Genomic DNA, 22,235 nt, shown 5'->3' with positions numbered 1-22,235 from the left:
AAATATAACGGGGGCGGGCATGTCGTCGATGACAGCGAGAAGCACCGACGAGGGCACGGAGGGGTGCGGGGTGGAGGGCGGGGACGGGAGCAGGGACGAGGGCTCGGGTACGGGCCGGAGCTCGGGTACGGGTCAGGGCGCGACCGCGGCCAGAGACACGAGCGCGGACACGAGGCACCGCACCCACACCCACACCCACACCTACGACCGCACCAGCACCAGCACCAGCACCAGCGTCCGCCGCGTCCGCGCCGGATTCGTGCTGCTCGGGGCCGTACAGATGACGCTCGTCTTCACCCTCGCCTCGCTCGCCGTGCCGCTCCCCCGCATCGGCGTCGAACTGGGTCTCGACCGGTCCCGGTTGATCCTGCTGAGCGCCGCTTACGGGCTGACCTTCGCCGGGCTGCTGCTCCTCGGTGGACGGCTCGCCGACCGCTTCGGCGGACGGCGGACGCTCACCGCCGGACTGCTGCTCTTCGGCGCCGCATCCGCCCTCGCCCCTCTCACCCAGGGGTACGGCGGCCTGCTCGCCGCCCGGTTCGGGCAGGGCACCGGCGCCGCGCTGGTCGCCCCGGCGGCGATGGCCGCGCTCCGGGACCTGTTCCCGGCGCCGGGCGCGTACGGCAGGGCGATGGGCACCTGGGGCGGGCTCTCCGTGCTGGGCGCGACCGCGGGGAACCTGCTCTCCGGGGTGATCGCGGCGGCCTCCTCCTGGCGCGGCACCTTCGCGGTACCGGTCGCGGTGGCCGTCGCCGCCCTGCTCCTCGCCCCCCGGCTGCTGCCGCCCGCGCCGCGTACCGGGGCGGCCGGGCGACGCTCCCTCGACCTGCCCGGCGCACTGCTCGCCACCGGCGGCATCGTCCTCGCCAGCTACGGACTGGTCCTCACCGACGCCCACCCGTGGGCGTCCGCCCCGGTCCTGGTCCCGCTGCTCGCCGGAGCCGCCCTGCTCACCGCCTTCGGGGCGGTGGAGCGGCGGACGGCCGACCCGCTCCTGCCGCCGGACTTCCTGCGCGACCGGCGCCGCGCCCTGGGCCTGGCGGCGATCGGGCTCACCGCGGCGGGCACGGCCACCGTCTTCGTCCTGCTGTCCCTCGCGCTCCAGCGGGAACGCGGCTGGGACGAACTGCGCACCTCCGCCGCCTTCGTGCCCTTCGCCGTCGCGCTGCTGGGCGCGGGCCGGCTGACGGGCCCGCTGATCGCACGGTACGGCCCCGGCCGGGTGACCTCGGCGGGCCTCGGGACGGCGGCCGTGGGCCTGGGGCTGCTGGCGGCGACCGGCCTCGGGACCTCGGTCCCGTACGCGTACGGGCTGCTGCCGGGGCTCGTCCTGCTGCCGCTCGGCGGCGCCCTGTCCTTCTCCGGCGCCGCCGTCCTCGCCACCGAGGGCATCCCGGCGCACCGCGCGGGACTGGCCGGAGGCGTCCTGAACACGGCGATGGAACTCGGCCCGACCGTCGTCTTCGCCGCACTGCTCACCCTCGGCGGCGACGCGGCGGCCCTGGCGGCGGCGACCGTCCTCTTCGCGGCCCTCGCGGTCACCGCGACCCGCACGAAGTGACACCACCACCCACCCACCACCCGCACCGCATCCCACAGACCACAGACCACAGACCACAGCAACCATCACAGGGGAGTCGGCCCACATGTCCGCATCACGTTTCACCGGCCGCGTCGCACTCGTCACCGGAGCCGGTTCCGGTCTCGGCCGGGCCGTCGCGCTCGCCTTCGCCGCCGAGGGCGCGAAGGTCGTCGTCGCGGGCCGCGCCTCGGGCCCGCTGGAGGAGACGGTCGCGCTGATCGAGGCCGCGGGGGGCACGGCCGCCGCCGTCACCGCCGACGTGGCGTCCGCCGGGTCCGTACGGGAACTGGTCCGCGCCACGGTCCAGCGCTTCGGCGGGCTCGACGTGGCCGTGAACAACGCGGGGATCTTCCGGGGCGGGCACAGCGCCGCCGACTTCCCGCTGGAGGACTGGCAGGCGCTCCTCGACACCAACGTCACGGGGGTCCTGCACGCCCTCCAGGCCGAGGTGGCCCACATGAGGGCGCACGGCGGCGGGGCGATCGTGAACATCTCGTCGAACCTGGGCGCGCACGTGCGCGTCCCCGGGGTCTTCGGCTACCAGGTGTCGAAGGCGGCCGTGTCGGCCCTGACCAGGGCCGCCGCCCTGGACCACATCGCCGACGGGGTCCGCATCAACGCGGTCAGCCCCGGCGCCTCCGAGTCGTCGATGTCGCTGCTGCCCGGGGAGACGGAGGCCGAGCGGGAGGTCCGGATGAAGCAGGACTCTCCCCTCGGCAGGATCTCCTCGGCCGCCGAGGTCGCGGCGGCCGTGCTGTACCTCGCGTCGGACGCGGCGGGCTCCGCCGTGGGCACGGATCTGGTGATCGACGGCGGCGTCTCCGCCTGACGCACCGGGGCTCAGCCCTGGACGGCCGCCGGGTCCATCCAGAAGATCTCCCAGTGGTGGCCGTCCAGGTCGGTGAAGGAGCGGCCGTACATGAAGCCGTGGTCCTGCGGCTCCTTCGCCGGAGTGCCTCCCGCGGCCAGCGCCGCCTCGGCCAGCGCGTCGACCTCCTCACGGCTCTCGGCGCTCAGCGTGACCAGTGCCTCCGTGGTCCGGGTCGCGTCGGCGAGCTCCTTGCCGGGCGCCATGAAACCGCGGAACTTGGACTCTTCCAGCAGCATCGCGAAGATCGTGTCGCTGATGACGACACAACCGGTGGACTCGTCGCTGAACTGCGGGTTGATCGTCCAGCCGAGCTTCTCGAAGAAGGTCTTGCTGGCGGCGACATCCTTGACGGGCAGGTTCACGAAGATCATCTTCTGGGCCATGGCGTGCTCTCTTCCCTCGGTGCGTACGCGCGCTTCCGGTTCTCGCGCTTTCAAGAGGTAGGACGGGGGCCGCGCCCCGAACTCATCGCTCTCCCGAGATCTTTTTCCGCTCAGGAGGCGGTACGCAGCTCGAAAGCGGCCAAGGGGACGAATCCAACGGACGTACCGCCGGTCGCCGCCCCCGCCACCGCGTCGGGCCCGGCGAGCCGCCGCAGCAGCGCGAGGGCGATCCGCTCGCCCTGCGCCGTGGCCCGGTCGGCGAGCGGCCCGGCGTACAGCCCGTCGACGCTCGCCCGCCACAGCTGCGTCCAGCGGCCGAAATGGGCGGCGGTCAGCGGGCGTACGGGGTGCAGGGCGGCGTGCGGGGCGAAGGCGTCGCGCCGGTACGGGGCGCTCCGCAGGAGGGCCCGCTCCCAGAAGTCGGTGATGTGCGGCAGATGGGCCTCCAGGTCCGTCCCGGCGACCTCCGTGAAGAAGGGACCGATGAGGGGGTCGGCGAAGGCGGCGGTGTAGAAGCGGCGCAGGAGCACGTCGAGATCGGCACGGTCGCGGATGTCCCGGGTGGCACGCATGGCCCCAGTCTCCCCGCCGTCCGCCCGCGCCCCAAGTGCCGAAGGTCCCCGGGGCCACCGCCCGCGAGGCCCCCGCCCCGCTCCCGCCCGGCCCCACCGCCGGTCCGGCCCCACCGCACCCGCAGCCCACCGCCGGTCCGCCCGTCCGCCCGTCCGCTCGACCGGTCAGCCGCCCGTCCGGTCGTTCCCGACCGTCCACCGGCTGAGCGTCCCGCCGTCCGCCGCCGCGTCGTACGTGAGCCAGCTCCCGTCACCGAGCGGGCGGACCGGGCTGTCGACGGGGCCGCCGGGGTACGTGACGGGGCCCCGTATCTCCAGGGTGCGGGCGTCGAGGAGCCAGTGCCGGGGGCCCGAGTCGTCCACGTCGTACTCGACGCCCGTGGAGACGACGACCGTGTCCGCGTCGACGAAGCCGGGCTCGTGGTCCCACGGCAGTTCGTCCGCCTCCGCCCCCTCCGCCGCCGGGAGCCGGTCGCGCGCGGCCAGGACCGTACCGTCCAGGGCGTGCAGTCGCAGGTCGGAGCCGTAGTGCTCGACGGTGAGGAAGCCCCCGTGCGCCGGGTGGACGTCCACGAGGATGCGGTCGAGGGCCCCGTCGAGGTCCCACACTGTCGGCCGGACGCCGTCCCAGCGCGCCCAGAACAGCAGGACGCCGTCCTGGCCCATGCCGACGCAGAGCCCCATGTGGACGCCGTCGGGGTGGGAGAAGTGCTGCGAACCGGTCGCCTCGCTGTCACCGAGCGGAATCCGGGCGAGCTCCCTGCCGTCCCGCGCGTCCAGGACCGACCAGACCTCCTGGTACTCCTCCCCCGGGGCCAGGACGTGCGCCCAGACGGACCGGCCGTCGTCGGAGACCCGGCAGGAGCCGTGCTCGTACCCCTGGCAGGGGCCCCGCCCGGCCGCCGGGTGCGGATGGCCGAGCGGGGAACCCCAGCAGGTGTGCCCGTACTCCCAGAGCGTCTCTCCGTCGGCGGTCACCGCCCGTACCGCCCGCTGTCCGGCGAACACGGCGAAGCTCCCGTCGGGGCTCACCGACGCCCCGCCCCGGGCGAAGTCCGGCCAGGGCAGAGGGAAGACGGCGGCGGGCGCCTGCTCCCCGGCGAACAGGGCGTCCGGTTCGTGCACCTCCAGGTCGTCGCCGTGGAGCAGCAGGGCGCGGTGCGGACGCCCCGACCGGCCCTCCCAGACGGAACCGTGGACCAGGGCCCGCCCCTCCGGCAGCCGGAGCGAGTCGAGCAGACGCGCGGAGATCGACATGATCCGAAGCTATCGGGTGCCACCGACAGCGGGGGACGCCCGAAGCCCCGCTCCTGCCCCTCGGACCGCGGCCGAAGGCGGCCCCGCCCGGTGCGCGCCGTCTCCGCTTCACCGCCCGTTGACGCGCGGTCAACTCCGTACTCCTATGTTCCGGAGACGCGCGACCCCGTCGCCCGACCGGCGCGGCGGGGCGGATCACCATCCTTTCTCGGGAGTGAGACGTGGAGCGACGCGGTTTCCTGCGTGGAGCGGTCATCGGCACCTCGGCCGCCGTCTTCGGCGGCAGCCTGTGGCACGGGGCGGCGTTCGCCGCCCCCGCCCAGCCGGGCGCGGGCCCCTACGGGGCGCTGGGCGCGGCCGACGCCAACGGCATCCTGCTGCCCGCCGGGTTCACCAGCCGGGTGATCGCCCGGTCCGGACAGCCGGTCCCCGGCACCTCGTACAGCTGGCACAGCGCCCCCGACGGCGGCGCCTGCTTCGCCGACGGCACCGGCTGGATCTACGTGTCGAACTCGGAGGTCAACCCGAGCGGCGGCGCGAGCGCGGTGCGCTTCGACGCGGCGGGCACGGTCACCGGCGCGTACCGCGTCCTCTCCGGCACCCGGCAGAACTGCGCGGGCGGCGCCACCCCGTGGAACACCTGGCTGTCCTGCGAGGAGGTGTCCCTCGGCTACGTCTACGAGTCCAACCCGTGGGGCGGCACCGCGTACCGCCGGGACGCGATGGGCCGGTTCAAGCACGAGGCAGCCGCCGCCGACCCGGTCCGCAAGGCGGTCTACCTGACCGAGGACGAGACGGACGGCTGCTTCTACCGCTTCCTCCCCACCACCTGGGGCGACCTGTCGGCGGGCACCCTCCAGGTCCTCAAGGCGTCCACGGCCACCTCGGGCGGTTTCACCTGGCAGAACGTGCCGGACCCGGACGGCTCCCCGACCACCACCCGCAACCAGGTCTCCGGCGCCAAGCGCTTCAACGGCGGCGAGGGCTGCCACTACGCGGACGACACCGTCTGGTTCACCACCAAGGGCGACAACCGGGTCTGGCAGGTGAACCTCGCCGCCGGAACCTACGAGCTGGCCTACGACGACTCGCTGGTCCCCGGCGGCGCCGCCCCGCTGACCGGCGTCGACAACATCACCGGCAGCGCTTCCGGGGACCTGTTCGTCGCCGAGGACGGCGGCACCATGGAGATCTGCCTCATCACCCCGGACGACGTCGTCGCCCCGTTCCTGCGGATCAGCGGCCAGTCCGGCTCGGAGATCACCGGCCCGGCCTTCTCCCCCGACGGCCGGCGGCTGTACTTCTCCAGCCAGCGCGGCACCGGTGGCAGTTCCTCCGGCGGCATCACGTACGAGGTCAAGGGCCCGTTCCGCGTCTGACGCGTGACGCCCCGGACGGCCGTCGCGTCACCGCGCGCCCTCGTGCGCGGGTGCCCGCGTCACCGGCCCGTCCGGGCGTAGCACCGTCCGTCCGCCGACCGCTGGGCGCCGCCGAGGAGGGCGGCGCCCAGCGGTGTCAGGGTGTGCAGGACCGCGTTGCCGTTGCGCAGGGTCGCGATGAGCCCGGCCTCGCGCAGGACGCCCGCGTGCTGGCTCGCGGAGGCCAGTGACACCCCGGCCCTGCGGGCCAGCTCGCTCGTCGTGCCGCCGTCCCCGATGGCGTGCAGGACCACCGAGCGGGTCTGTCCGACCAGCTTGCCGAGCGAGGAGCCGCCGGGCGCGCGGACCGTCGGCGCCTCGCCGTGCGTGACCGGGTAGACGAGGACCGGCGGCAGCGCGGGATCGCGCAGCACGACGGGCGTCCCCCGGCAGAAGTACGAGGGCTGGAGCAGCAGCCCCCGCCCGTCCAGGTGGACGTCCCGGTCGACGGGGTAGTCGGCCTCCAGGACGGGTGCGCGCCAGCGCAGCATCGGAGGCAGCGAGTCGAGGAGTTCCTCGGCGCCGCCGTCCAGGAGGGCGCGGCCCCGGCGCGCCCGGTCGGCCTCGACGCTGGCGCGGATGTGCGGCCAGTACGGCTCGACGGCCGCCCGGTGATAGCTCCGCAGGGCCCCCACGAGCCGGTCGAAGGGCTGGGCGGCGCCGTCGGCGAGGGCCCGCAGCGAGTGGGGCACGGTCCGGCCGCCGGAGCGGTCCGCGGCGAGCAGGGCGAGTTCGTCGTGGAGCCGCAGGGGGTCGGTGGCCCGGATCGCCTGGAGCCCCTCTTCGAGTCCCTGGATGCCTTCCGCGGGTGTCAGGAAGTCGGGGAAATATCCGCGGCCGGGTACGAGCGCCGAGAGGATGCGGGTCTCACCGCCGAGCCGCATCCGTGTTTCGGAGCGCCATTCCCCGTAGACCACGGGGCCGCGCCGGTCCCGTAAACGATGAAAACTCAGAATCGTTTCCCATAGAACGTCCGGCCGGGCGGCCGTCCGCACCCCCGCCAAGTCGATTCCGGTGAAATGAATCCGCAGCATGACGTCCCCACCTGTGCACGATCAACCACCCCCGACAACGAGTATGCACAGCATCACAGCACGTTACCAGGGTGTTTCAGCCACAGTTGAAAAGCATCGCGGCAATCAGGGCGGAAACGAAAAGCTGTACGGGTCGGGCAGGAAACCTTCAGGACCGAGGTGACGGACCAAGACCGTGGGGGGCTTAGTCCGTCCGGCGGCGGTCGGCGAGGTTACGGCTCACCTGCCCGGCACCAGTAAAGGGCGCGGCCTCCGGGTGGGGATCCGGGGGTCGCGCCCGCCCCATTCTCCGTACCTCTTCACGCCTCTTCGCTTCTTTTCGGCCACACACGAAGAAGTTCAACAACGAATAATTCAAACGGCCGAAATTGAACACCGACTCACGACCGCGCGAATGGCTTCCGTACGGCGTCCATACGGGATTCGTACGGCCCCGCCGCCGCACCGCCCCGCACCCGACGCCACACCCGCCCCGCACCCGCCCCGCACGGCCTCCGGGACGGACGGCGGAGCCGGGTCGCGGGACCGGGTCGCGGGACCGGCGGCCGGACGGGCGACGGGACGGACACCTCCGCACAGAGGTGTCCGTCCCGTCCTGTGATTCCGGTGCCGCCGCCCGCCGGTGAGGGTGGAGGCGGCGGGGGCGGCACCGGGGGTCCTGCGGGGGCACCTGGCCCCCGGGGGGGGTCAGCGGCTGTCGCTGCCCTTCGCCTCGGCCGCCGCGCGGCCCGCCTCAAGGCGCGCCACCGGGATGCGGAAGGGCGAGCAGGAGACGTAGTCGAGGCCGACCTCGTGGAAGAAGTGCACCGACTCCGGGTCGCCGCCGTGCTCGCCGCAGACGCCGAGCTTGATGTCGGGGCGGGTGGCGCGACCGGCCTCGACGGCGCTGCGGACCAGGGCGCCGACGCCGTCCTTGTCGATGGTCTCGAAGGGGCTGACGCCGAAGATGCCCTTCTCCAGGTACGCGGTGAAGAAGGAGGCCTCCACGTCGTCGCGGGAGAAGCCCCACACCGTCTGGGTCAGGTCGTTGGTGCCGAAGGAGAAGAACTCGGCGGCCTCGGCGATCTGTCCGGCGGTCACGGCGGCGCGCGGCAGCTCGATCATGGTGCCGAGGGCGAGCTTCAGGTCGACGCCGGTGCGGGCCCGTACCTCGGCGATGACCTGCTCGGCCTCCTCGCGGACGATCTCCAGCTCCTGGACCGTGCCGACCAGCGGGATCATGATCTCGACGCGCGGGTCGCCCTTGGCGTCGATGCGCTGGGCGGTGGCCTCGGCGATGGCCCGGACCTGCATGGTGAACAGGCCGGGGATGACCAGGCCGAGGCGGACGCCGCGCAGTCCCAGCATCGGGTTCTGCTCGTGCAGCCGGTGGACGGCCTGGAGCAGGCGCAGGTCGTTCTCGTGCGGCTCCTTGCGGGACTCGGCGAGGGCGACGCGGACCGACAGCTCGGTGATGTCGGGCAGGAACTCGTGCAGCGGCGGGTCGAGCAGCCGGACCGTGACGGGCAGTCCGTCCATGGCCTCGAACAGCTCCACGAAGTCCGTCTTCTGGAGCGGGAGCAGGGCTTCGAGGGCCTCGTCGCGCTCGGTGTCCGTGTCGGCGAGGATCAGGCGCTCGACGTACTGGCGGCGCTCGCCGAGGAACATGTGCTCGGTGCGGCAGAGGCCGATGCCCTGGGCTCCGAAGCGGCGGGCGCGGTTGGCGTCCTCGGCGTTGTCGGCGTTGGCCCGGACCCGCAACCGGCGGACGCGGTCGGCGTAGGCCATGATCCGGTGGACGGCCTGGACGAGTTCGTCGGCGTCGTCGGCCCCGGCGTGCATCCGGCCCTCGAAGTACTCGACGACCGGGGACGGCACGACGGGCACCTCACCGAGGTAGACCTTGCCGGTGGAGCCGTCGATGGAGACGACGTCGCCCTCCTCGACGACCTGGCCGTCGGCCGTGGTCATCCGGCGGCGCTTGGTGTCGACCTCCAGCTCCTCGGCGCCGCAGACACAGGTCTTGCCCATGCCCCGGGCGACGACGGCCGCGTGCGAGGTCTTGCCGCCGCGCGAGGTCAGGATGCCCTCGGCGGCGATCATGCCGTCCAGGTCGTCCGGGTTGGTCTCGCGGCGGATCAGGATGACCTTCTCGCCGGAGCGGGACCACTTGACCGCGGTGTACGAGTCGAAGACGGCCTTGCCGACGGCGGCGCCCGGGGAGGCGGCGATGCCGCGCCCGATCTGGTCGACCTTGGCGGCCTCGTCGAACTTGGGGAACATCAGCTGGGCGAGCTGGGCACCGTTGACCCGCTGGAGCGCCTCGGCCTCGTCGATGAGGCCCTGGTCCACGAGCTGGGTGGCGATGCGGAAGGCGGCGCCCGCGGTACGCTTGCCGACCCGGGTCTGGAGCATCCAGAGGTGGCCGCGCTCGATGGTGAACTCGATGTCGCAGAGATCCTTGTAGTGGGTCTCCAGCGTGTTCATGATCTCCATGAGCTGGTCGTACGACGCCTTGTCGATGGACTCCAGGTCGGCCAGCGGCACGGTGTTGCGGATGCCCGCGACGACGTCCTCGCCCTGCGCGTTCTGGAGGTAGTCGCCGTAGACGCCCTCGTGGCCGGAGGCGGGGTCGCGGGTGAAGGCGACGCCGGTGCCGGAGTCGGGGCCGAGGTTGCCGAAGACCATCGAGCAGATGTTGACGGCGGTGCCGAGATCGCCGGGGATGCGCTCCTGGCGGCGGTAGAGCTTGGCGCGATCGGTGTTCCAGGAGTTGAAGACGGCCTGGATGGCGAGGTCCATCTGCTCGCGCGGGTCCTGGGGGAAGTCGCGGCCGGTCCCGGTCTTCACGATCTTCTTGAAGTGCTCGACGACCCGCTGGAGGTCGGCGGCGCCGAGGTCGGTGTCGCTGGCGACCCCCTTGGCGGCCTTGGCCTCGTCGAGGGCCTCCTCGAACAGCTCGCCGTCGACGCCGAGGACGGTCTTGCCGAACATCTGGATGAGACGGCGGTACGAGTCCCAGGCGAAGCGCTCGTTGCCCGCCTGGCGGGCGAGCCCGGCGACGGACTCGTCGGAGAGCCCGATGTTGAGGACGGTGTCCATCATGCCCGGCATGGAGAACTTGGCGCCGGAGCGGACGGAGACCAGGAGCGGGTCGTCCGCCTGGCCGAGCCGCTTGCCCATCCGCCGCTCCAGGGCGTCGAGGTGCGCGCTCACCTCGTCGCGCAGCGCGGCCGGTTCCGAGCCGCTCTCGAGGTAGACCTTGCACGCCTCGGTGGTGATCGTGAACCCGGGAGGGACCGGCAGGCCGAGGTTGGTCATCTCGGCCAGGTTCGCGCCCTTGCCACCGAGCAGGTCCTTCAGGTCCCTGTTGCCCTCGGTGAAGTCGTACACGAACTTCTGATCATTGTTTTCCGACACGGGTCCCGACTCCTCGATGACTCGGTTGGCTGCCCTGACGGCGAGGAACATACCCAGATCGAAGGCTTCTGGGGAGGTACGCCTAGCGGTCACGTGGCCTTAACCACCCGTCCGCCAGCACTTCGAAAGTAACCGACCGGTAGCTTCCGCTTTCAGGCCCCGAAGGCGACATGACTCCACACAGAGACAAGTCGCTCACATGAGCATACATTCGAGCATCTGCGTTCACTTCTTCAACGCAAAAAGGGTGGCACCCAGTGCCACCCTTCAGGGTGTACATCCTTGCGTAACCTGCTCATCTGAGCACCACCCCCCTCAAGGGTGGCGAGGATCACTCCCCGGGAATGGTCCGATCTCAGCCGCCGGACGTGTCCAGCTCGGCCTCTTCGCTCACACCCGCGCAGTCGTACGGGTCCTTCAACCAGCCGTCCGGCAGGACGACACGGTTGTTTCCGGACGTACGGCCCCGGGGACCGTCCGCGCCCACCGGCCACGGCTGGTCCAGGTCCAGCTCGCTCAACTGAGCGCCCAGCTCGTCCAGGGAGGAGGTGATCGCCAGCTTCTTGCGCATCTCGGAGCCCACCGAGAAGCCCTTCAGGTACCAGGCCACGTGCTTCCGGAAGTCGATGACACCTCGCGCCTCGTCACCCAGCCACTCCCCGAGCAGCCGCGCGTGCCGCACCATCGCGTCCGCGACCTCCCGGAGCCCCGGCTGCGCGTAGGCGTCGGTGCCCTCGAAGCCCGCCACGAGGTCGCCGAAGAGCCAGGGGCGGCCCAGGCAGCCCCGCCCCACGACCACGCCGTCACAGCCCGTCTCCCGCATCATCCGCAGGGCGTCGTCGGCGGACCAGATGTCACCGTTGCCGAGCACCGGGATCTCGGGCACGTGCTCCTTGAGGCGCGCGATCGCGTCCCAGTCCGCCGTACCGCCGTAGTGCTGCGCCGCCGTCCGCCCGTGCAGGGCGATGGCCGTGACGCCCTCCTCGACCGCGATCCGGCCCGCGTCCAGATACGTGATGTGGTCGTCGTCGATGCCCTTGCGCATCTTCATGGTCACCGGCAGGTCGCCCGCGTTGGACACCGCCTCGTGCAGGATCGCGCGCAGCAACGGCCGCTTGTAGGGCAGCGCCGAGCCGCCGCCCTTCCGGGTCACCTTCGGGACCGGGCAGCCGAAGTTCAGGTCGATGTGGTCGGCGAGGTCCTCGTCCACGATCATCCGTACGGCCTTGCCGACCGTCACCGGGTCCACCCCGTACAACTGGATCGAGCGGGGGCGCTCGGTCGCGTCGAAGCGGATGAGCTGCATCGTCTTCTCGTTGCGCTCGACCAGGGCGCGGGTCGTGATCATCTCGCTCACGAACAGCCCCTTGCCACCGCTGTACTCACGGCAGAGGGTCCGGAAAGGGGCGTTGGTGATGCCGGCCATGGGGGCGAGCACCACCGGCGGCTGCACGATGTGCGGCCCGATGGCGAGGGGGGAGAACGCGGTCATGGCGCCATTGTCGCGCACTGCGCCGGTCATGGGTCGGCCGTACTATCCGCACATGTCCGAGCTCACACGCTCACCGCTCCCCCGGCGCAGGCAACTGCTCGTCCTGGCCGTCTGCTGCATGAGCCTGCTCATCGTCAGCCTGGACAACACCGTGCTCAACGTCGCCCTGCCGTCCATCCGGCGCGATCTGGGCGCCTCCGTCTCCGGACTCCAGTGGACGATCGACGCGTACACGCTGGTCCTCGCCTCCCTCCTGATGCTCGCCGGTTCCACCGCCGACCGCATCGGCCGCCGCAAGGTCTTCGTCACCGGACTCGTCGTCTTCGCGCTCGGCTCCCTGCTCTGTTCCCTCGCGCCGAACCTGGAGGCCCTGATCGCCTTCCGCGCGCTCCAGGCGGTCGGCGGCTCGATGCTCAACCCGGTCGCCATGTCGATCATCACCAACACCTTCACGGAACCCGCCGCACGCGCGCGTGCCATCGGCGCCTGGGGCGGGGTCGTCGGTGTGTCCATGGCCGCGGGACCGCTGGTGGGCGGACTCCTCGTGGAGACCGTCGGCTGGCGGGCGATCTTCTGGATCAACCTGCCGGTGGCCCTCGTCGCCCTGCTCCTCACCCTGCGGTACGTCCCCGAGTCCCGGGCGCCCCGGCCCCGGCGCCCCGACCCCGTCGGACAGCTCCTGGTGGCGGCGCTCCTCGGCTCGCTGACGTACGCGATCATCGAGACGGACCCGCTGTTCGCCGGGATCGCCGCCGGGGCGCTCGCCGGACTGCTCTTCTACGAGCCCAGGCGCCGCGAGCCCCTGATCGACCTGCGGTTCTTCCGCAGCGCGCCGTTCAGCGGGGCCACCGTGATCGCGGTCGCCGCCTTCGCGGCCCTCGGCGGCTTCCTCTTCCTGAACACCCTGTACCTGCAGGACGTCCGCGGCCTCACACCGCTGCGGGCGGGCCTGTTCATGCTGCCGATGGCGGGCATGACCCTGGTCTTCGCGCCGCTGTCCGGGCGACTGACGGGCGCGCGCGGGCCACGGCTCCCGCTGCTGTTCTCCGGAGCCGCGATGACCGCCGGGGCGCTGCTCTTCGCGGCCTTCGGGGCGGAGACGGACGATGCGCTGCTCTTCACCGGGTACGTGGTGTTCGGCATCGGCTTCGGTCTGGTCAACACGCCCATCACCAACACGGCCGTCTCCGGGATGCCCTTGGCGCAGGCGGGGGTGGCGTCGGCGGTGGCCTCGACGAGCAGACAGGTGGGGCAGACGCTGGGAGTGGCGGTCGTGGGCGCGCTGCTGGCGGCGGGGACCCGTGGCGGGGGCTCCCTGTCCGACTTCGCGGCGGCGGCCCGGTCGGGGTACTGGGTGGTGACGGCGTGCGGGCTGGTGGTGTTCGTCGCGGGGGCGCTGACCAGCGGGAAGTGGGCCCGTGGAACGGCGGAGCGGACGGCCCGGCGGCTGTCGGCGGAGGAGCCGGACTCCCCGGTGCGGACGCCTTCGGCCTGAACGGAGGGCTCGGGCCCGAGCCGGCGGGGCCGGTGTGCGGGAGGGGCCGGGGCGGGGAGGCCCGGGACGGAACAGGGAGGGGCCGGGGGCGGGAAGCCCCCGGCCCCTCATGCGGTGCCGACCGACCTCCGGCCGGTGGGATCGGTCCCGGCCGGAGGGAGGTCAGTCCCGGCCGGTGGCGGTGGGGTCCGCGGGGCCGGTGGTGGCGGTGACGTCGGCGGCCGGGTGTCCGGCGCCCTCAGCGGCTCGTCCGGTGGTGTCGGCCGGGTGTCCGGCGGTGTCGGCCACCTGGGCGCGCTCACGCATCTTTCTCAGGAGTTCGCGCTTCTGGTCGTCCGCCGTACGGCGGGCGCCCGAGCGGCCCTGGGGGTTGCCGTGCTGGTCGGCGCGGGACAGCTTCTTGCGCTGCCCTCCGACGCCGAGGAGGTTGTTGCGGCTCTTGGCCACGGTGTTCTCCCGTCGGTGAGGTGGGTGGTGGTCCAACGCGGTCCGCTCACGACGGCGCTCACTCGTAGATCTGGAAGAACGAGGACATGCCGACGACGCTACCGGCGCCCTTCCGGCGGAGGCATCCGGTTTTCACCCGGACCACTCGATCGAATGACAGATATTGAAATCTGTCATCGCACATGCCATGGTTGCCGCATGACGACGAACCAGAGCCCCGTCCCCACCCGCCCCCTCGGCGCCACCGGCCCCCGCGTCTCCGCCCTCGGCCTCGGCTGCATGGGGATGTCCGCGCTGTACGGCGAGGCCGACCGCGCCGAGTCGATCGCGACGATCCACGCCGCCCTGGACGCCGGGGTGACCCTGCTCGACACGGGCGACTTCTACGGGATGGGGCACAACGAACTGCTGATCGCCGAAGCCCTGCGAAAAGCCCCCGCGAGCGCCCGGGAGCAGGCGCTGACCAGCGTGAAGTTCGGCGCGCTGCGCACGGTCGAGGGCGGCTTCTCGGGGTACGACGGGCGGCCCGAGGCCGTGAAGAACTTCGTGGCGTACTCGCTCCAGCGCCTCGGCGTCGACCACATCGACATCTACCGGATCGCCCGGGTGGACCCGGACGTGCCGATCGAGGAGACCGTCGGCGCCATCGCCGAGCTGGTCGAGGCGGGGCACGTGCGGCACGTCGGGCTCTCGGAGGTCGGCGCGGACACCCTGCGCCGGGCGGCGGCCGTGACCCCGGTCTCCGACCTCCAGATCGAGTACTCGCTGATCTCCCGGTCGATCGAGAAGGAGATCCTGCCCGCCGCGCGCGAGCTGGGCATCGGCGTCACGGCGTACGGGGTGCTGTCGCGCGGGCTCATCAGCGGCCACTTCGCCCGGGACCGGGAGCTGGCGGCGAACGACTTCCGGGGCATGAGCCCCCGCTTCCAGGGCGAGAACCTCCAGCGGAACCTGGACCTGGTGGACCGGCTGAGAGTGATCGCCGAGGCGAAGGGCGCGACGGTCGCGCAGACCGCCGTCGCCTGGGTCCTCGCCCAGGCCGAGCGGCAGGGCGCGGACATCGTGCCGCTGGTCGGCGCCCGGCGCCGGGACCGGCTCGCGGAGGCGCTCGGTGCCCTGGACGTCAGGCTCGACACGGCCGACCTGGCAGCGATCGAGGAGGCCGTCCCGGCGGGCGCGGCGGCGGGCGAGCGGTACCCGGAGTCGCAGATGGAGCACCTGGACAGCGAGCGCTGACCGGCGGGTACTGTCCTTCCATGGCCGCCACCGAGACCCTGACCGCCGAGCGCATCCTCGAAGCCACCGAGGAGGTCCTGCGGCGCTACGGCCCCGCGAAGGCGACCGTGGTGGACGTGGCGCGGGTCCTCGGCGTCAGCCACGGCAGCGTCTACCGCCACTTCCGGACGAAGGCGGCGCTGCGCGAGGCGGTGACCGAGCGGTGGCTCTCGCGCACCGAGACCGACCTCGCCGCGCTGACGACGGCGGCCGGACGACCGGCACGGGCCAAGCTCCACGACTGGTTCGCGACCCTCTTCGAGGCCAAGCGGCACAAGGCGGGCGGCGACCCCGAGCTGTTCGCCACGTACGGGGTGCTGATCGACGAGAACAGCGGGGTGGTCGACCGGCACGTGGACGTCCTGATCGGCCAGGTCCGGTCGATCGTCGAGGAGGGGGCGAGGGACGCGGAGTTCAGCGCCGAGGACCCCGAGGCGACGGCCCGCGCCCTGTTCGACGCGACCTCCCGCTTCCACGACCCGGCCTACGCCCCGGAGTGGCGGCGCCCCACGATCGAGACCGAGTTCGAGGCCGTGGTGGACCTCCTGCTCCGCGGCCTGCGCGCCTGACCCCACGGCCCCCGCCCGCACGGCACCACGACCGGACACCACCACCGGGACACCATCACCGGCCACCCGCCGGATGCGGCACCCGGCCCTTCCGGCGCCCTGAGCCTTCCGCACCCGGGCCTTCGGTCTCCCGCACCACGACGAAGCCCCCGGCACCCGTTTCCGGGACCGGGGGCTTCGCCGTGAGCGTGGGGCGGGTCAGCAGCCGAGCAGGCGGCTGCCGAGGTAGCTCTGGATCTGGTCGAGCGAGACGCGCTCCTGCTTCATGGTGTCGCGCTCGCGCACGGTCACCGCGTTGTCGTCGAGGGTGTCGAAGTCGACGGTGACGCAGAACGGGGTGCCGATCTCGTCCTGGCGACGGTAGCGGCGGCCGATGGCTCCGGCGTCGTCGAACTCGATGTTCCAGTTCTGGCGCAGGTCGGCTGCCAGGCCCTTGGCCTTCGGGGAGAGCTGCGCGTTCCGGGACAGCGGCAGGACCGCGACCTTGATCGGGGCCAGTCGCGGGTCGAGGCGCAGCACGGCGCGCTTCTCCATGACGCCCTTGGCGTTGGGGGCCTCGTCCTCGGTGTAGGCGTCGAGGAGGAAGGCCAGCATCGCGCGGCCGACACCGGCGGCGGGCTCGATGACGTACGGCGTCCAGCGCTCGCCGGACTCCTGGTCCAGGTAGGTCAGGTTGGCGCCGGAGGCCTTGGAGTGGGCGTTCAGGTCGTAGTCGGTGCGGTTGGCGACGCCCTCCAGCTCGCCCCACTCGCTGCCGCCGAAGGAGAAGCGGTACTCGATGTCGGCGGTGCGCTTGGAGTAGTGGGAGAGCTTCTCCTGCGGGTGCTCGAACCAGCGCATGTTCTCCTCGCGCATACCGAGGCCCGTGTACCAGTTCCAGCGCTGCTGCATCCAGTACTCCTGCCACTGCTCGTCCTCGCCCGGCTTGACGAAGAACTCCATCTCCATCTGCTCGAACTCGCGGGTGCGGAAGATGAAGTTGCCCGGAGTGATCTCGTTCCGGAAGGACTTGCCCATCTGCGCGATGCCGAACGGGGGCTTCTTGCGCGAGGTCTGCAGCACCTGGCCGAAGTTGGTGAAGATGCCCTGGGCGGTCTCGGGGCGCAGGTAGGCGACGGAGCCGGTGTCCTGGGTCGGGCCGAGGTGGGTGGAGAGCAGGCCGGAGAACTGCTTGGGCTCCGTGAAGGTGCCCTTGTTGCCGCAGTTGGGGCAGTTGAGGTCGACGAGACCGTTCTCGGGGGGACGGCCGTGCTTCTCCTGGTACGCCTCCTCCAGGTGGTCCGCGCGGTAGCGCTTGTGGCAGGAGGTGCACTCGGTGAGCGGGTCGCTGAAGGTGGCGACGTGACCGGAGGCCTCCCAGACCTCGGTGGCCAGGATGACCGACGAGTCGATGCCGACGACGTCCTCACGCGCGGTGACCATGTAACGCCACCACTGACGCTTGAGGTTCTCCTTCAGCTCGACACCGAGCGGTCCGTAGTCCCAGGCGGCCTTCTGGCCACCGTAGATCTCACTGCACGGGTAGACGAAGCCACGGCGCTTGCTCAGGCTGACGATGGTGTCGATCTTGTCGGCGGCCACGGTGCTCTCTTCATTACGACGACGAAGTGCGAATGCCACAGGTTACCGGCGCCCGTACCCCCCGTATCAAATCGGTTCGGAGAGCGGCCCGCGCGAGAGCGCGGGACGGCGACGTGGGGTGGCCCACACCCAAGGACAATTGACAATCGTTTCCAGTTTTGTTGAAAATGAGTGTCATGAACGTACGCCGCCTGATACCCAGCACCGCCCTCGCCGGAGCCGTCGCGCTCGGCGCCGTCACCCTCTCCGCCTGCGCCGGAACCTCCGACACGGCCGACAAGGGCGACAAGGGCGGCAGCGGCGGGCTGGACGTCGTGGCGTCCTTCTACCCCATGCAGTACCTGGCCGAGCAGATAGGCGGCGACCACGTCGCCGTCGACACCCTCACCAAGCCCGGCGTCGAACCCCACGACCTGGAGCTCAAGCCCCGGCAGATCGGCGAGCTCGGCGACGCCGACGTCGTCCTCTACCTCAAGGGCATCCAGCCCGCCGTGGACGAGGCCATCGCCCAGGCCGGCGTGAAGAACACGGTCGACGCGGCCACCCTGACCACCCTGGAGACCCACGGCAGCAGCACCGGCCACGGGCACGGGGAGGAGGGCCACGCGGCGGAGGAATCGGGCCACGACCACGGCTCCGAGGCCGGAACCGACCCGCACATCTGGCTCGACCCCGTGAAGTACGCCGAGGTCGCCCGTGGTGTGGGCGCCGCCCTGGCGAAGGCCGACCCGGCCCACGCCGCCGACTACACGAAGAACACCGACGCCCTGGTGAAGAAGCTCGGCGACCTGGACGCCGACTTCCGCGACGGCCTGAAGAACACCACCACCAAGACCTTCATCACCACCCACTCCGCCTTCGGCTATCTCGCCGAGCGGTACGGCCTGGACCAGGAGGGCATCTCCGGCGTCGACCCCGAGTCCGAGCCGAGCCCCGCCCGGATCAAGGAGATCCAGGACATCGCGAAGAAGGACAAGGTCAGCACCGTCTTCTTCGAGACCCTCGCGAGCGACAAGACCGCCAGGACCCTCGCGGACGACACCGGCCTGAAGACCGATGTGCTCGACCCGCTGGAAGGCATCACGGACAAGTCGAAGGGCGACGACTACCTCCAGGTCATGCGCGCCAACCTCGACGCGCTGCAGAAGGCCCTCGGCGCCAAGTGACCCCCGCACCCCAGGAGGTGTCCGCCATGGACGCGGAACCCGTCATCTCCGTCCGCGGAGCCTCCGCGGCCCTCGGCGCCCGGCCCGTGCTGCGCGGCGTCGACCTCACCGTGCACCGCGGCGAGGTCGTCGCCCTGCTCGGCGCCAACGGCTCCGGCAAGTCCACCGCCGTCCGCGCGGTCATCGGCCAGGTGCCGCTGACCGGCGGCACGATCGAGCTGTTCGGCACCGACCGGAAGCGGTTCCGCGACTGGGCCCGGGTCGGCTACGTGCCGCAGCGCACCACGGCCGCGGGCGGTGTCCCCGCCACGATCCGCGAGGTCGTCGCCTCGGGCAGGCTCGCCCGCCGCAGGTTCGGCCCGCCGGGCCGGGCCGACCGCGCCGCCGTCGACCGGGCCATCGAACTGGTCGGCCTCGCCGACCGCGCCCGGGACTCCGTCTCCGCGCTCTCCGGCGGCCAGCACCAGCGGGTCCTGATCGCCCGCGCGCTCGCCTCCGAACCCGAACTGCTGATCATGGACGAGCCGATGGCGGGCGTGGACCTCGCCAGCCAGGAGATCCTCGCCGCGACCCTGCGCGAACAGGTCGCGGGCGGCACCACGGTCCTCCTCGTCCTGCACGAACTGGGCCCCCTGGAGCCGCTGATCGACCGGGCGGTCGTCCTGCGCGACGGCTGTGTCGTCCACGACGGCCCGCCGCCGGAGGCCGTCGGACAGCACGCCCTGCCCGGCCACGACCACGTACATCCGCACGCGGCCGGTGAGCCGCTCCGCACGGGACTGCTGACCTGACCATGGAATTCCTCGAACCGGCCTTCATGCAGCGGGCGCTGCTCGCCGCCGTGCTCGTCGGCATCACCGCCCCCGCCGTCGGCCTCTACCTCGTCCAGCGCCGCCAGGCGCTGATGGGCGACGGCATCGGCCATGTCGCCATGACCGGAGTCGGCCTCGGCTTCCTCCTCAACTCCAGCCCCGTCTGGATGGCGACCCTGGTCGCCGTCGTCGGCTCGGTGGCGATGGAGCTGATCAGGGCGTACGGGAAGACCCGCGGCGACCTCGCGCTCGCGCTGCTCTTCTACGGCGGCATGGCAGGCGGCGTGCTGCTGATCAACCTGTCGCCGACCGGCTCCAACGCCAACCTCAGCTCGTACCTCTTCGGTTCGCTCTCCACGGTGTCCCCCGAGGACATCACCGCGATCGCGGTCCTCGCCGCCTTCGTCGTCCTGGTCACCGTCGGCCTGCGCCGCCAGCTCTTCGCGGTCAGCCAGGACGAGGAGTTCGCCCGGGTCACCGGTCTGCCGGTGCGCGCCCTGAACCTGCTGATCGCGGTCACCGCCGCGGTGACCGTCACGGTCGCCATGCGGGTCGTGGGCCTGCTCCTGGTCAGCGCCCTCATGGTGGTGCCGGTGGCGGCGGCCCAGCAGCTGACGAAGTCGTTCCGCGCGACCTTCGTCCTCTCGGTGGCGACCGGTGTCGTGGTCACCCTGACGGGCACGGTCACCTCGTACTACCAGGACGTGCCGCCCGGCGCGACGATCGTCCTGTACGCGATCGGGGTCTTCGTCCTGCTGACGCTGCTCGCCACACCGCTCGCCAAACGGCGGGCGCGCGCCGCCGAGGAGGCCGCGGCGGGCTGCGACGTACCGGTTCCGGCCACACGACGGCCGACGGACGACGTCAGGGTCTGATCACCCAGCCCTCGGGGGGCCGGGGTGCTGGCAGAATGGCGGGGGAAGACAAAGATTCAAGGAGGCCCCCGTGGTGACGGCAGGACCCCCCGTACGAGGCCGCTCGACCAGACAGCGGGCCGCCGTCTCGGCCGCGCTGAACGAGGTGGACGAGTTCCGCAGCGCCCAGGAACTGCACGACATGCTCAAGCACCGTGGCGACTCGGTCGGCCTCACCACCGTCTACCGCACCCTCCAGTCCCTCGCGGACGCGGGCGAGGTCGACGCGCTGCGCACCAGCGAGGGCGAGACGGTCTACCGCCGCTGCTCGACCGGTGACCACCACCACCACCTGGTCTGCCGCGTCTGCGGCAAGGCCGTGGAGGTGGAGGGGCCGATGGTGGAGCAGTGGGCCGAGACGATCGCCTCGGAGCACGGCTTCGTGAACGTGGCGCACACCGTGGAGATCTTCGGCACCTGCGCGGAGTGCGCGCGGAAGTGACCTGACGCGGTCGGGGCCCGTACCGGGTCGGTACGGGCCCTTCGCGCGTCCCCCGTCAGACGCGGGTGAGGTGCCGGTCCAGGAGCGCCCGCAGCCGGTCGGCGTCGGCCGGACCGGCGAGCCCGCTCTTGGGCAGGTAGGCGAAGCCGGTGGAGGCCCCCCGGGCGGTGAGGAGCACGAAGAGCCGGGGCGTCTCCACGTACCGGGGCAGCATCGGCCAGCGGATGACGGTGTCGGTGTCACGGGTGATCCACCGCCCGCCGCTCTCGTCGACCAGCGCCCGGCCCTCGCCCTGGCCGCGCACCGCCCGGAAGACGCTCCGGGCGGTCGTCACGGGAATCAGCTCCGCCGCGAGGACGGCGACCAGCCCGAGCCCGGCGAACAGGGCCGCGGTACGCGGCTCCGGCTCGGGCGGCAGCAGGGCCAGGGCCGCGGTACGCGGCTCCGGCTCGGGCGGCAGCAGGGCCAGGGCCGCGATCACGAGGGCGAGCGCACAGGCCCCCCGGGCCGTCCGGCGCAGCGCCCGCCACCAGGGGGCGGCCCGCAGCCTGATCCGCACGGCCTCGCTGACGTCTTCGTACAGGGGCGGGTAGACGAGTTCGAGCCCGTCCCACGCGGTGTCGCCGGTCGCTTCGCTCACGGCGGTGATCGTAACCGGGCCCGGCGGGGGCCCGGCCTGGGCGGTCAGGCCTTGTCGAGGACGGCCAGGTCGGCCGGGTCCACCCCGCCGAAACGCCGGTCGCGGGAGGCGTACTCGACACAGGCGCGCCACAGGTCGCGGCGGTCGAAGTCGGGCCACAGCACGTCCTGGAAGATCATCTCGGCGTAGCTGCTCTGCCAGATCAGGTAGTTGGAGGTGCGCTGCTCGCCGCTGGGGCGCAGGAAGAGGTCCACGTCCGGCATGTCCGGGTAGTACAGGTACTTCTGGAAGGTCTTCTCGTTGACCTTCGACGGGTCCAGCCTGCCCGCGGCGACGTCCTCCGCGAGCTTCTTGGCGGCGTCGGCGACCTCGGCGCGACCGCCGTAGTTGAGGCAGAAGTACAGGGTCATGGCGTCGTTGTCGACGGTCTGCTCCTGGGCGACCTGGAGCTCCTGGACGACCGACTTCCACATCTTGGGCATCCGGCCGACCCAGCGGATGCGGATGCCCAGTTCGTTCATCTCGTCGCGGCGGCGGCGGATGACGTCCCGGTTGAAGTTCATCAGGAAGCGGACCTCGTCGGGCGACCGCTTCCAGTTCTCGGTGGAGAAGGCGTAGAGGGAGAGGTTCTTGACGCCCATCTCCAGGCAGCCCTTGAGCACGTCGAGGACGACGCCCTCACCGACCTTGTGGCCCTCGGTGCGGGGCAGACCGCGCTCCTTGGCCCAGCGGCCGTTGCCGTCCATCACACAGGCGATGTGGTTCGGCACCAGCTCCGACGGGAGCTTCGGCGGGCGGGCGCCGGACGGGTGCGGCTCGGGGAGCTTGTACTCGCGGCGCTGCCGTCCGAGGATTCCGCGTCGTGCGATGGCCATGGCGATGGATC

The 22,235-nt window shown here is 71.9% G+C and carries 20 protein-coding genes; 10 read left to right on the top strand and 10 right to left on the bottom strand.

Annotated features, from left to right (window positions below; genetic code table 11):
* The first annotated feature begins 28 nt into the window (after window positions 1-28).
* The gene (locus ACIO92_RS05885; protein ID WP_402279801.1) at window positions 29-1,561 is read left to right on the top strand and encodes an MFS transporter; all 1,533 of its coding nucleotides are present in this window, start codon (window positions 29-31) and stop codon (window positions 1,559-1,561) included.
* A gap of 85 nt (window positions 1,562-1,646) precedes the next feature.
* Entirely contained in the window at window positions 1,647-2,411 is a 765-nt protein-coding gene (locus ACIO92_RS05880) for an SDR family oxidoreductase (protein ID WP_366440490.1), read from the top strand.
* An 11-nt stretch (window positions 2,412-2,422) separates the two neighbouring features.
* On the opposite strand, the gene ACIO92_RS05875 is transcribed toward ACIO92_RS05880, so the two are convergent.
* The 3 genes from ACIO92_RS05875 to ACIO92_RS05865 all read right to left on the bottom strand — a co-directional run bounded on the left by ACIO92_RS05875 (window position 2,423) and on the right by ACIO92_RS05865 (window position 4,665).
* Window positions 2,423-2,836, bottom strand: coding sequence for a VOC family protein (locus ACIO92_RS05875; protein ID WP_366440491.1), 414 nt, complete (start codon window positions 2,834-2,836; stop codon window positions 2,423-2,425).
* A 110-nt stretch (window positions 2,837-2,946) separates the two neighbouring features.
* Complete coding sequence (locus tag ACIO92_RS05870; protein ID WP_402279804.1) at window positions 2,947-3,408, bottom strand: group III truncated hemoglobin; 462 nt, start codon at window positions 3,406-3,408, stop codon at window positions 2,947-2,949.
* Between the two features lie 165 nt (window positions 3,409-3,573).
* Window positions 3,574-4,665 carry a hypothetical protein gene (locus ACIO92_RS05865; RefSeq protein WP_402055305.1) on the bottom strand — a complete coding sequence of 364 codons (1,092 nt, stop codon included), beginning with the start codon at window positions 4,663-4,665 and terminating at the stop codon, window positions 3,574-3,576.
* A gap of 221 nt (window positions 4,666-4,886) precedes the next feature.
* Between ACIO92_RS05865 and ACIO92_RS05860 the strand changes: the two genes are divergently transcribed.
* On the top strand, window positions 4,887-6,044 hold the full coding sequence (locus ACIO92_RS05860; RefSeq protein ID WP_366440494.1) for an alkaline phosphatase PhoX: 1,158 nt from the start codon (window positions 4,887-4,889) through the stop codon (window positions 6,042-6,044).
* Between the two features lie 59 nt (window positions 6,045-6,103).
* Here the strand turns inward: ACIO92_RS05860 and ACIO92_RS05855 are convergent, their stop codons facing one another.
* From ACIO92_RS05855 to dusB, 3 genes are all read right to left on the bottom strand, one after another.
* On the bottom strand, window positions 6,104-7,117 hold the full coding sequence (locus ACIO92_RS05855) for a winged helix-turn-helix domain-containing protein (RefSeq protein WP_366440495.1): 1,014 nt from the start codon (window positions 7,115-7,117) through the stop codon (window positions 6,104-6,106).
* A 687-nt stretch (window positions 7,118-7,804) separates the two neighbouring features.
* On the bottom strand, window positions 7,805-10,516 hold the full coding sequence (gene ppdK / locus ACIO92_RS05850) for a pyruvate, phosphate dikinase (protein WP_401238084.1): 2,712 nt from the start codon (window positions 10,514-10,516) through the stop codon (window positions 7,805-7,807).
* A 355-nt stretch (window positions 10,517-10,871) separates the two neighbouring features.
* Entirely contained in the window at window positions 10,872-12,008 is a 1,137-nt protein-coding gene (gene dusB, locus ACIO92_RS05845; RefSeq protein WP_366440497.1) for a tRNA dihydrouridine synthase DusB, read from the bottom strand.
* Window positions 12,009-12,060: 52 nt separating this feature from the next.
* On the opposite strand from dusB, the gene ACIO92_RS05840 reads away from it, so the two are divergent.
* Complete coding sequence (locus ACIO92_RS05840) at window positions 12,061-13,503, top strand: MFS transporter (protein WP_402279807.1); 1,443 nt, start codon at window positions 12,061-12,063, stop codon at window positions 13,501-13,503.
* Between the two features lie 162 nt (window positions 13,504-13,665).
* On the opposite strand, the gene ACIO92_RS05835 is transcribed toward ACIO92_RS05840, so the two are convergent.
* Window positions 13,666-13,950, bottom strand: a complete 285-nt coding sequence (locus tag ACIO92_RS05835; RefSeq protein WP_402055300.1) for a DUF6243 family protein — start codon at window positions 13,948-13,950, stop codon at window positions 13,666-13,668.
* Between the two features lie 198 nt (window positions 13,951-14,148).
* Between ACIO92_RS05835 and ACIO92_RS05830 the strand changes: the two genes are divergently transcribed.
* Both ACIO92_RS05830 and ACIO92_RS05825 read left to right on the top strand, forming a co-directional pair.
* Window positions 14,149-15,186: an aldo/keto reductase gene (locus ACIO92_RS05830; protein ID WP_366440500.1), complete on the top strand. Its 1,038-nt coding sequence runs from the start codon at window positions 14,149-14,151 to the stop codon at window positions 15,184-15,186.
* Between the two features lie 20 nt (window positions 15,187-15,206).
* Window positions 15,207-15,794: a TetR family transcriptional regulator gene (locus tag ACIO92_RS05825; protein ID WP_351789297.1), complete on the top strand. Its 588-nt coding sequence runs from the start codon at window positions 15,207-15,209 to the stop codon at window positions 15,792-15,794.
* Between the two features lie 198 nt (window positions 15,795-15,992).
* On the opposite strand, the gene ACIO92_RS05820 is transcribed toward ACIO92_RS05825, so the two are convergent.
* Window positions 15,993-17,375, bottom strand: coding sequence for a glycine--tRNA ligase (locus ACIO92_RS05820; protein ID WP_366440501.1), 1,383 nt, complete (start codon window positions 17,373-17,375; stop codon window positions 15,993-15,995).
* A 176-nt stretch (window positions 17,376-17,551) separates the two neighbouring features.
* Between ACIO92_RS05820 and ACIO92_RS05815 the strand changes: the two genes are divergently transcribed.
* From ACIO92_RS05815 to ACIO92_RS05800, 4 genes are all read left to right on the top strand, one after another.
* Entirely contained in the window at window positions 17,552-18,541 is a 990-nt protein-coding gene (locus tag ACIO92_RS05815) for a metal ABC transporter substrate-binding protein (protein WP_402279810.1), read from the top strand.
* Between the two features lie 26 nt (window positions 18,542-18,567).
* Complete coding sequence (locus tag ACIO92_RS05810) at window positions 18,568-19,332, top strand: metal ABC transporter ATP-binding protein (RefSeq protein WP_366440503.1); 765 nt, start codon at window positions 18,568-18,570, stop codon at window positions 19,330-19,332.
* A gap of 2 nt (window positions 19,333-19,334) precedes the next feature.
* Entirely contained in the window at window positions 19,335-20,228 is an 894-nt protein-coding gene (locus tag ACIO92_RS05805) for a metal ABC transporter permease (protein WP_366440504.1), read from the top strand.
* Between the two features lie 70 nt (window positions 20,229-20,298).
* On the top strand, window positions 20,299-20,709 hold the full coding sequence (locus tag ACIO92_RS05800) for a Fur family transcriptional regulator (RefSeq protein ID WP_351789307.1): 411 nt from the start codon (window positions 20,299-20,301) through the stop codon (window positions 20,707-20,709).
* 55 nt (window positions 20,710-20,764) lie between these two features.
* On the opposite strand, the gene ACIO92_RS05795 is transcribed toward ACIO92_RS05800, so the two are convergent.
* Both ACIO92_RS05795 and ACIO92_RS05790 read right to left on the bottom strand, forming a co-directional pair.
* On the bottom strand, window positions 20,765-21,349 hold the full coding sequence (locus ACIO92_RS05795) for a YcxB family protein (RefSeq protein ID WP_402279813.1): 585 nt from the start codon (window positions 21,347-21,349) through the stop codon (window positions 20,765-20,767).
* Between the two features lie 44 nt (window positions 21,350-21,393).
* Entirely contained in the window at window positions 21,394-22,218 is an 825-nt protein-coding gene (locus ACIO92_RS05790) for an isoprenyl transferase (RefSeq protein WP_351789351.1), read from the bottom strand.
* Window positions 22,219-22,235: the final 17 nt, after the last annotated feature.

The sequence above is a fragment of the Streptomyces sp. NPDC087215 genome (assembly GCF_044744885.1).
In the GTDB taxonomy this organism is placed as follows: domain Bacteria; phylum Actinomycetota; class Actinomycetes; order Streptomycetales; family Streptomycetaceae; genus Streptomyces.
This window is presented reverse-complemented; position numbering and strand designations above follow the sequence as displayed.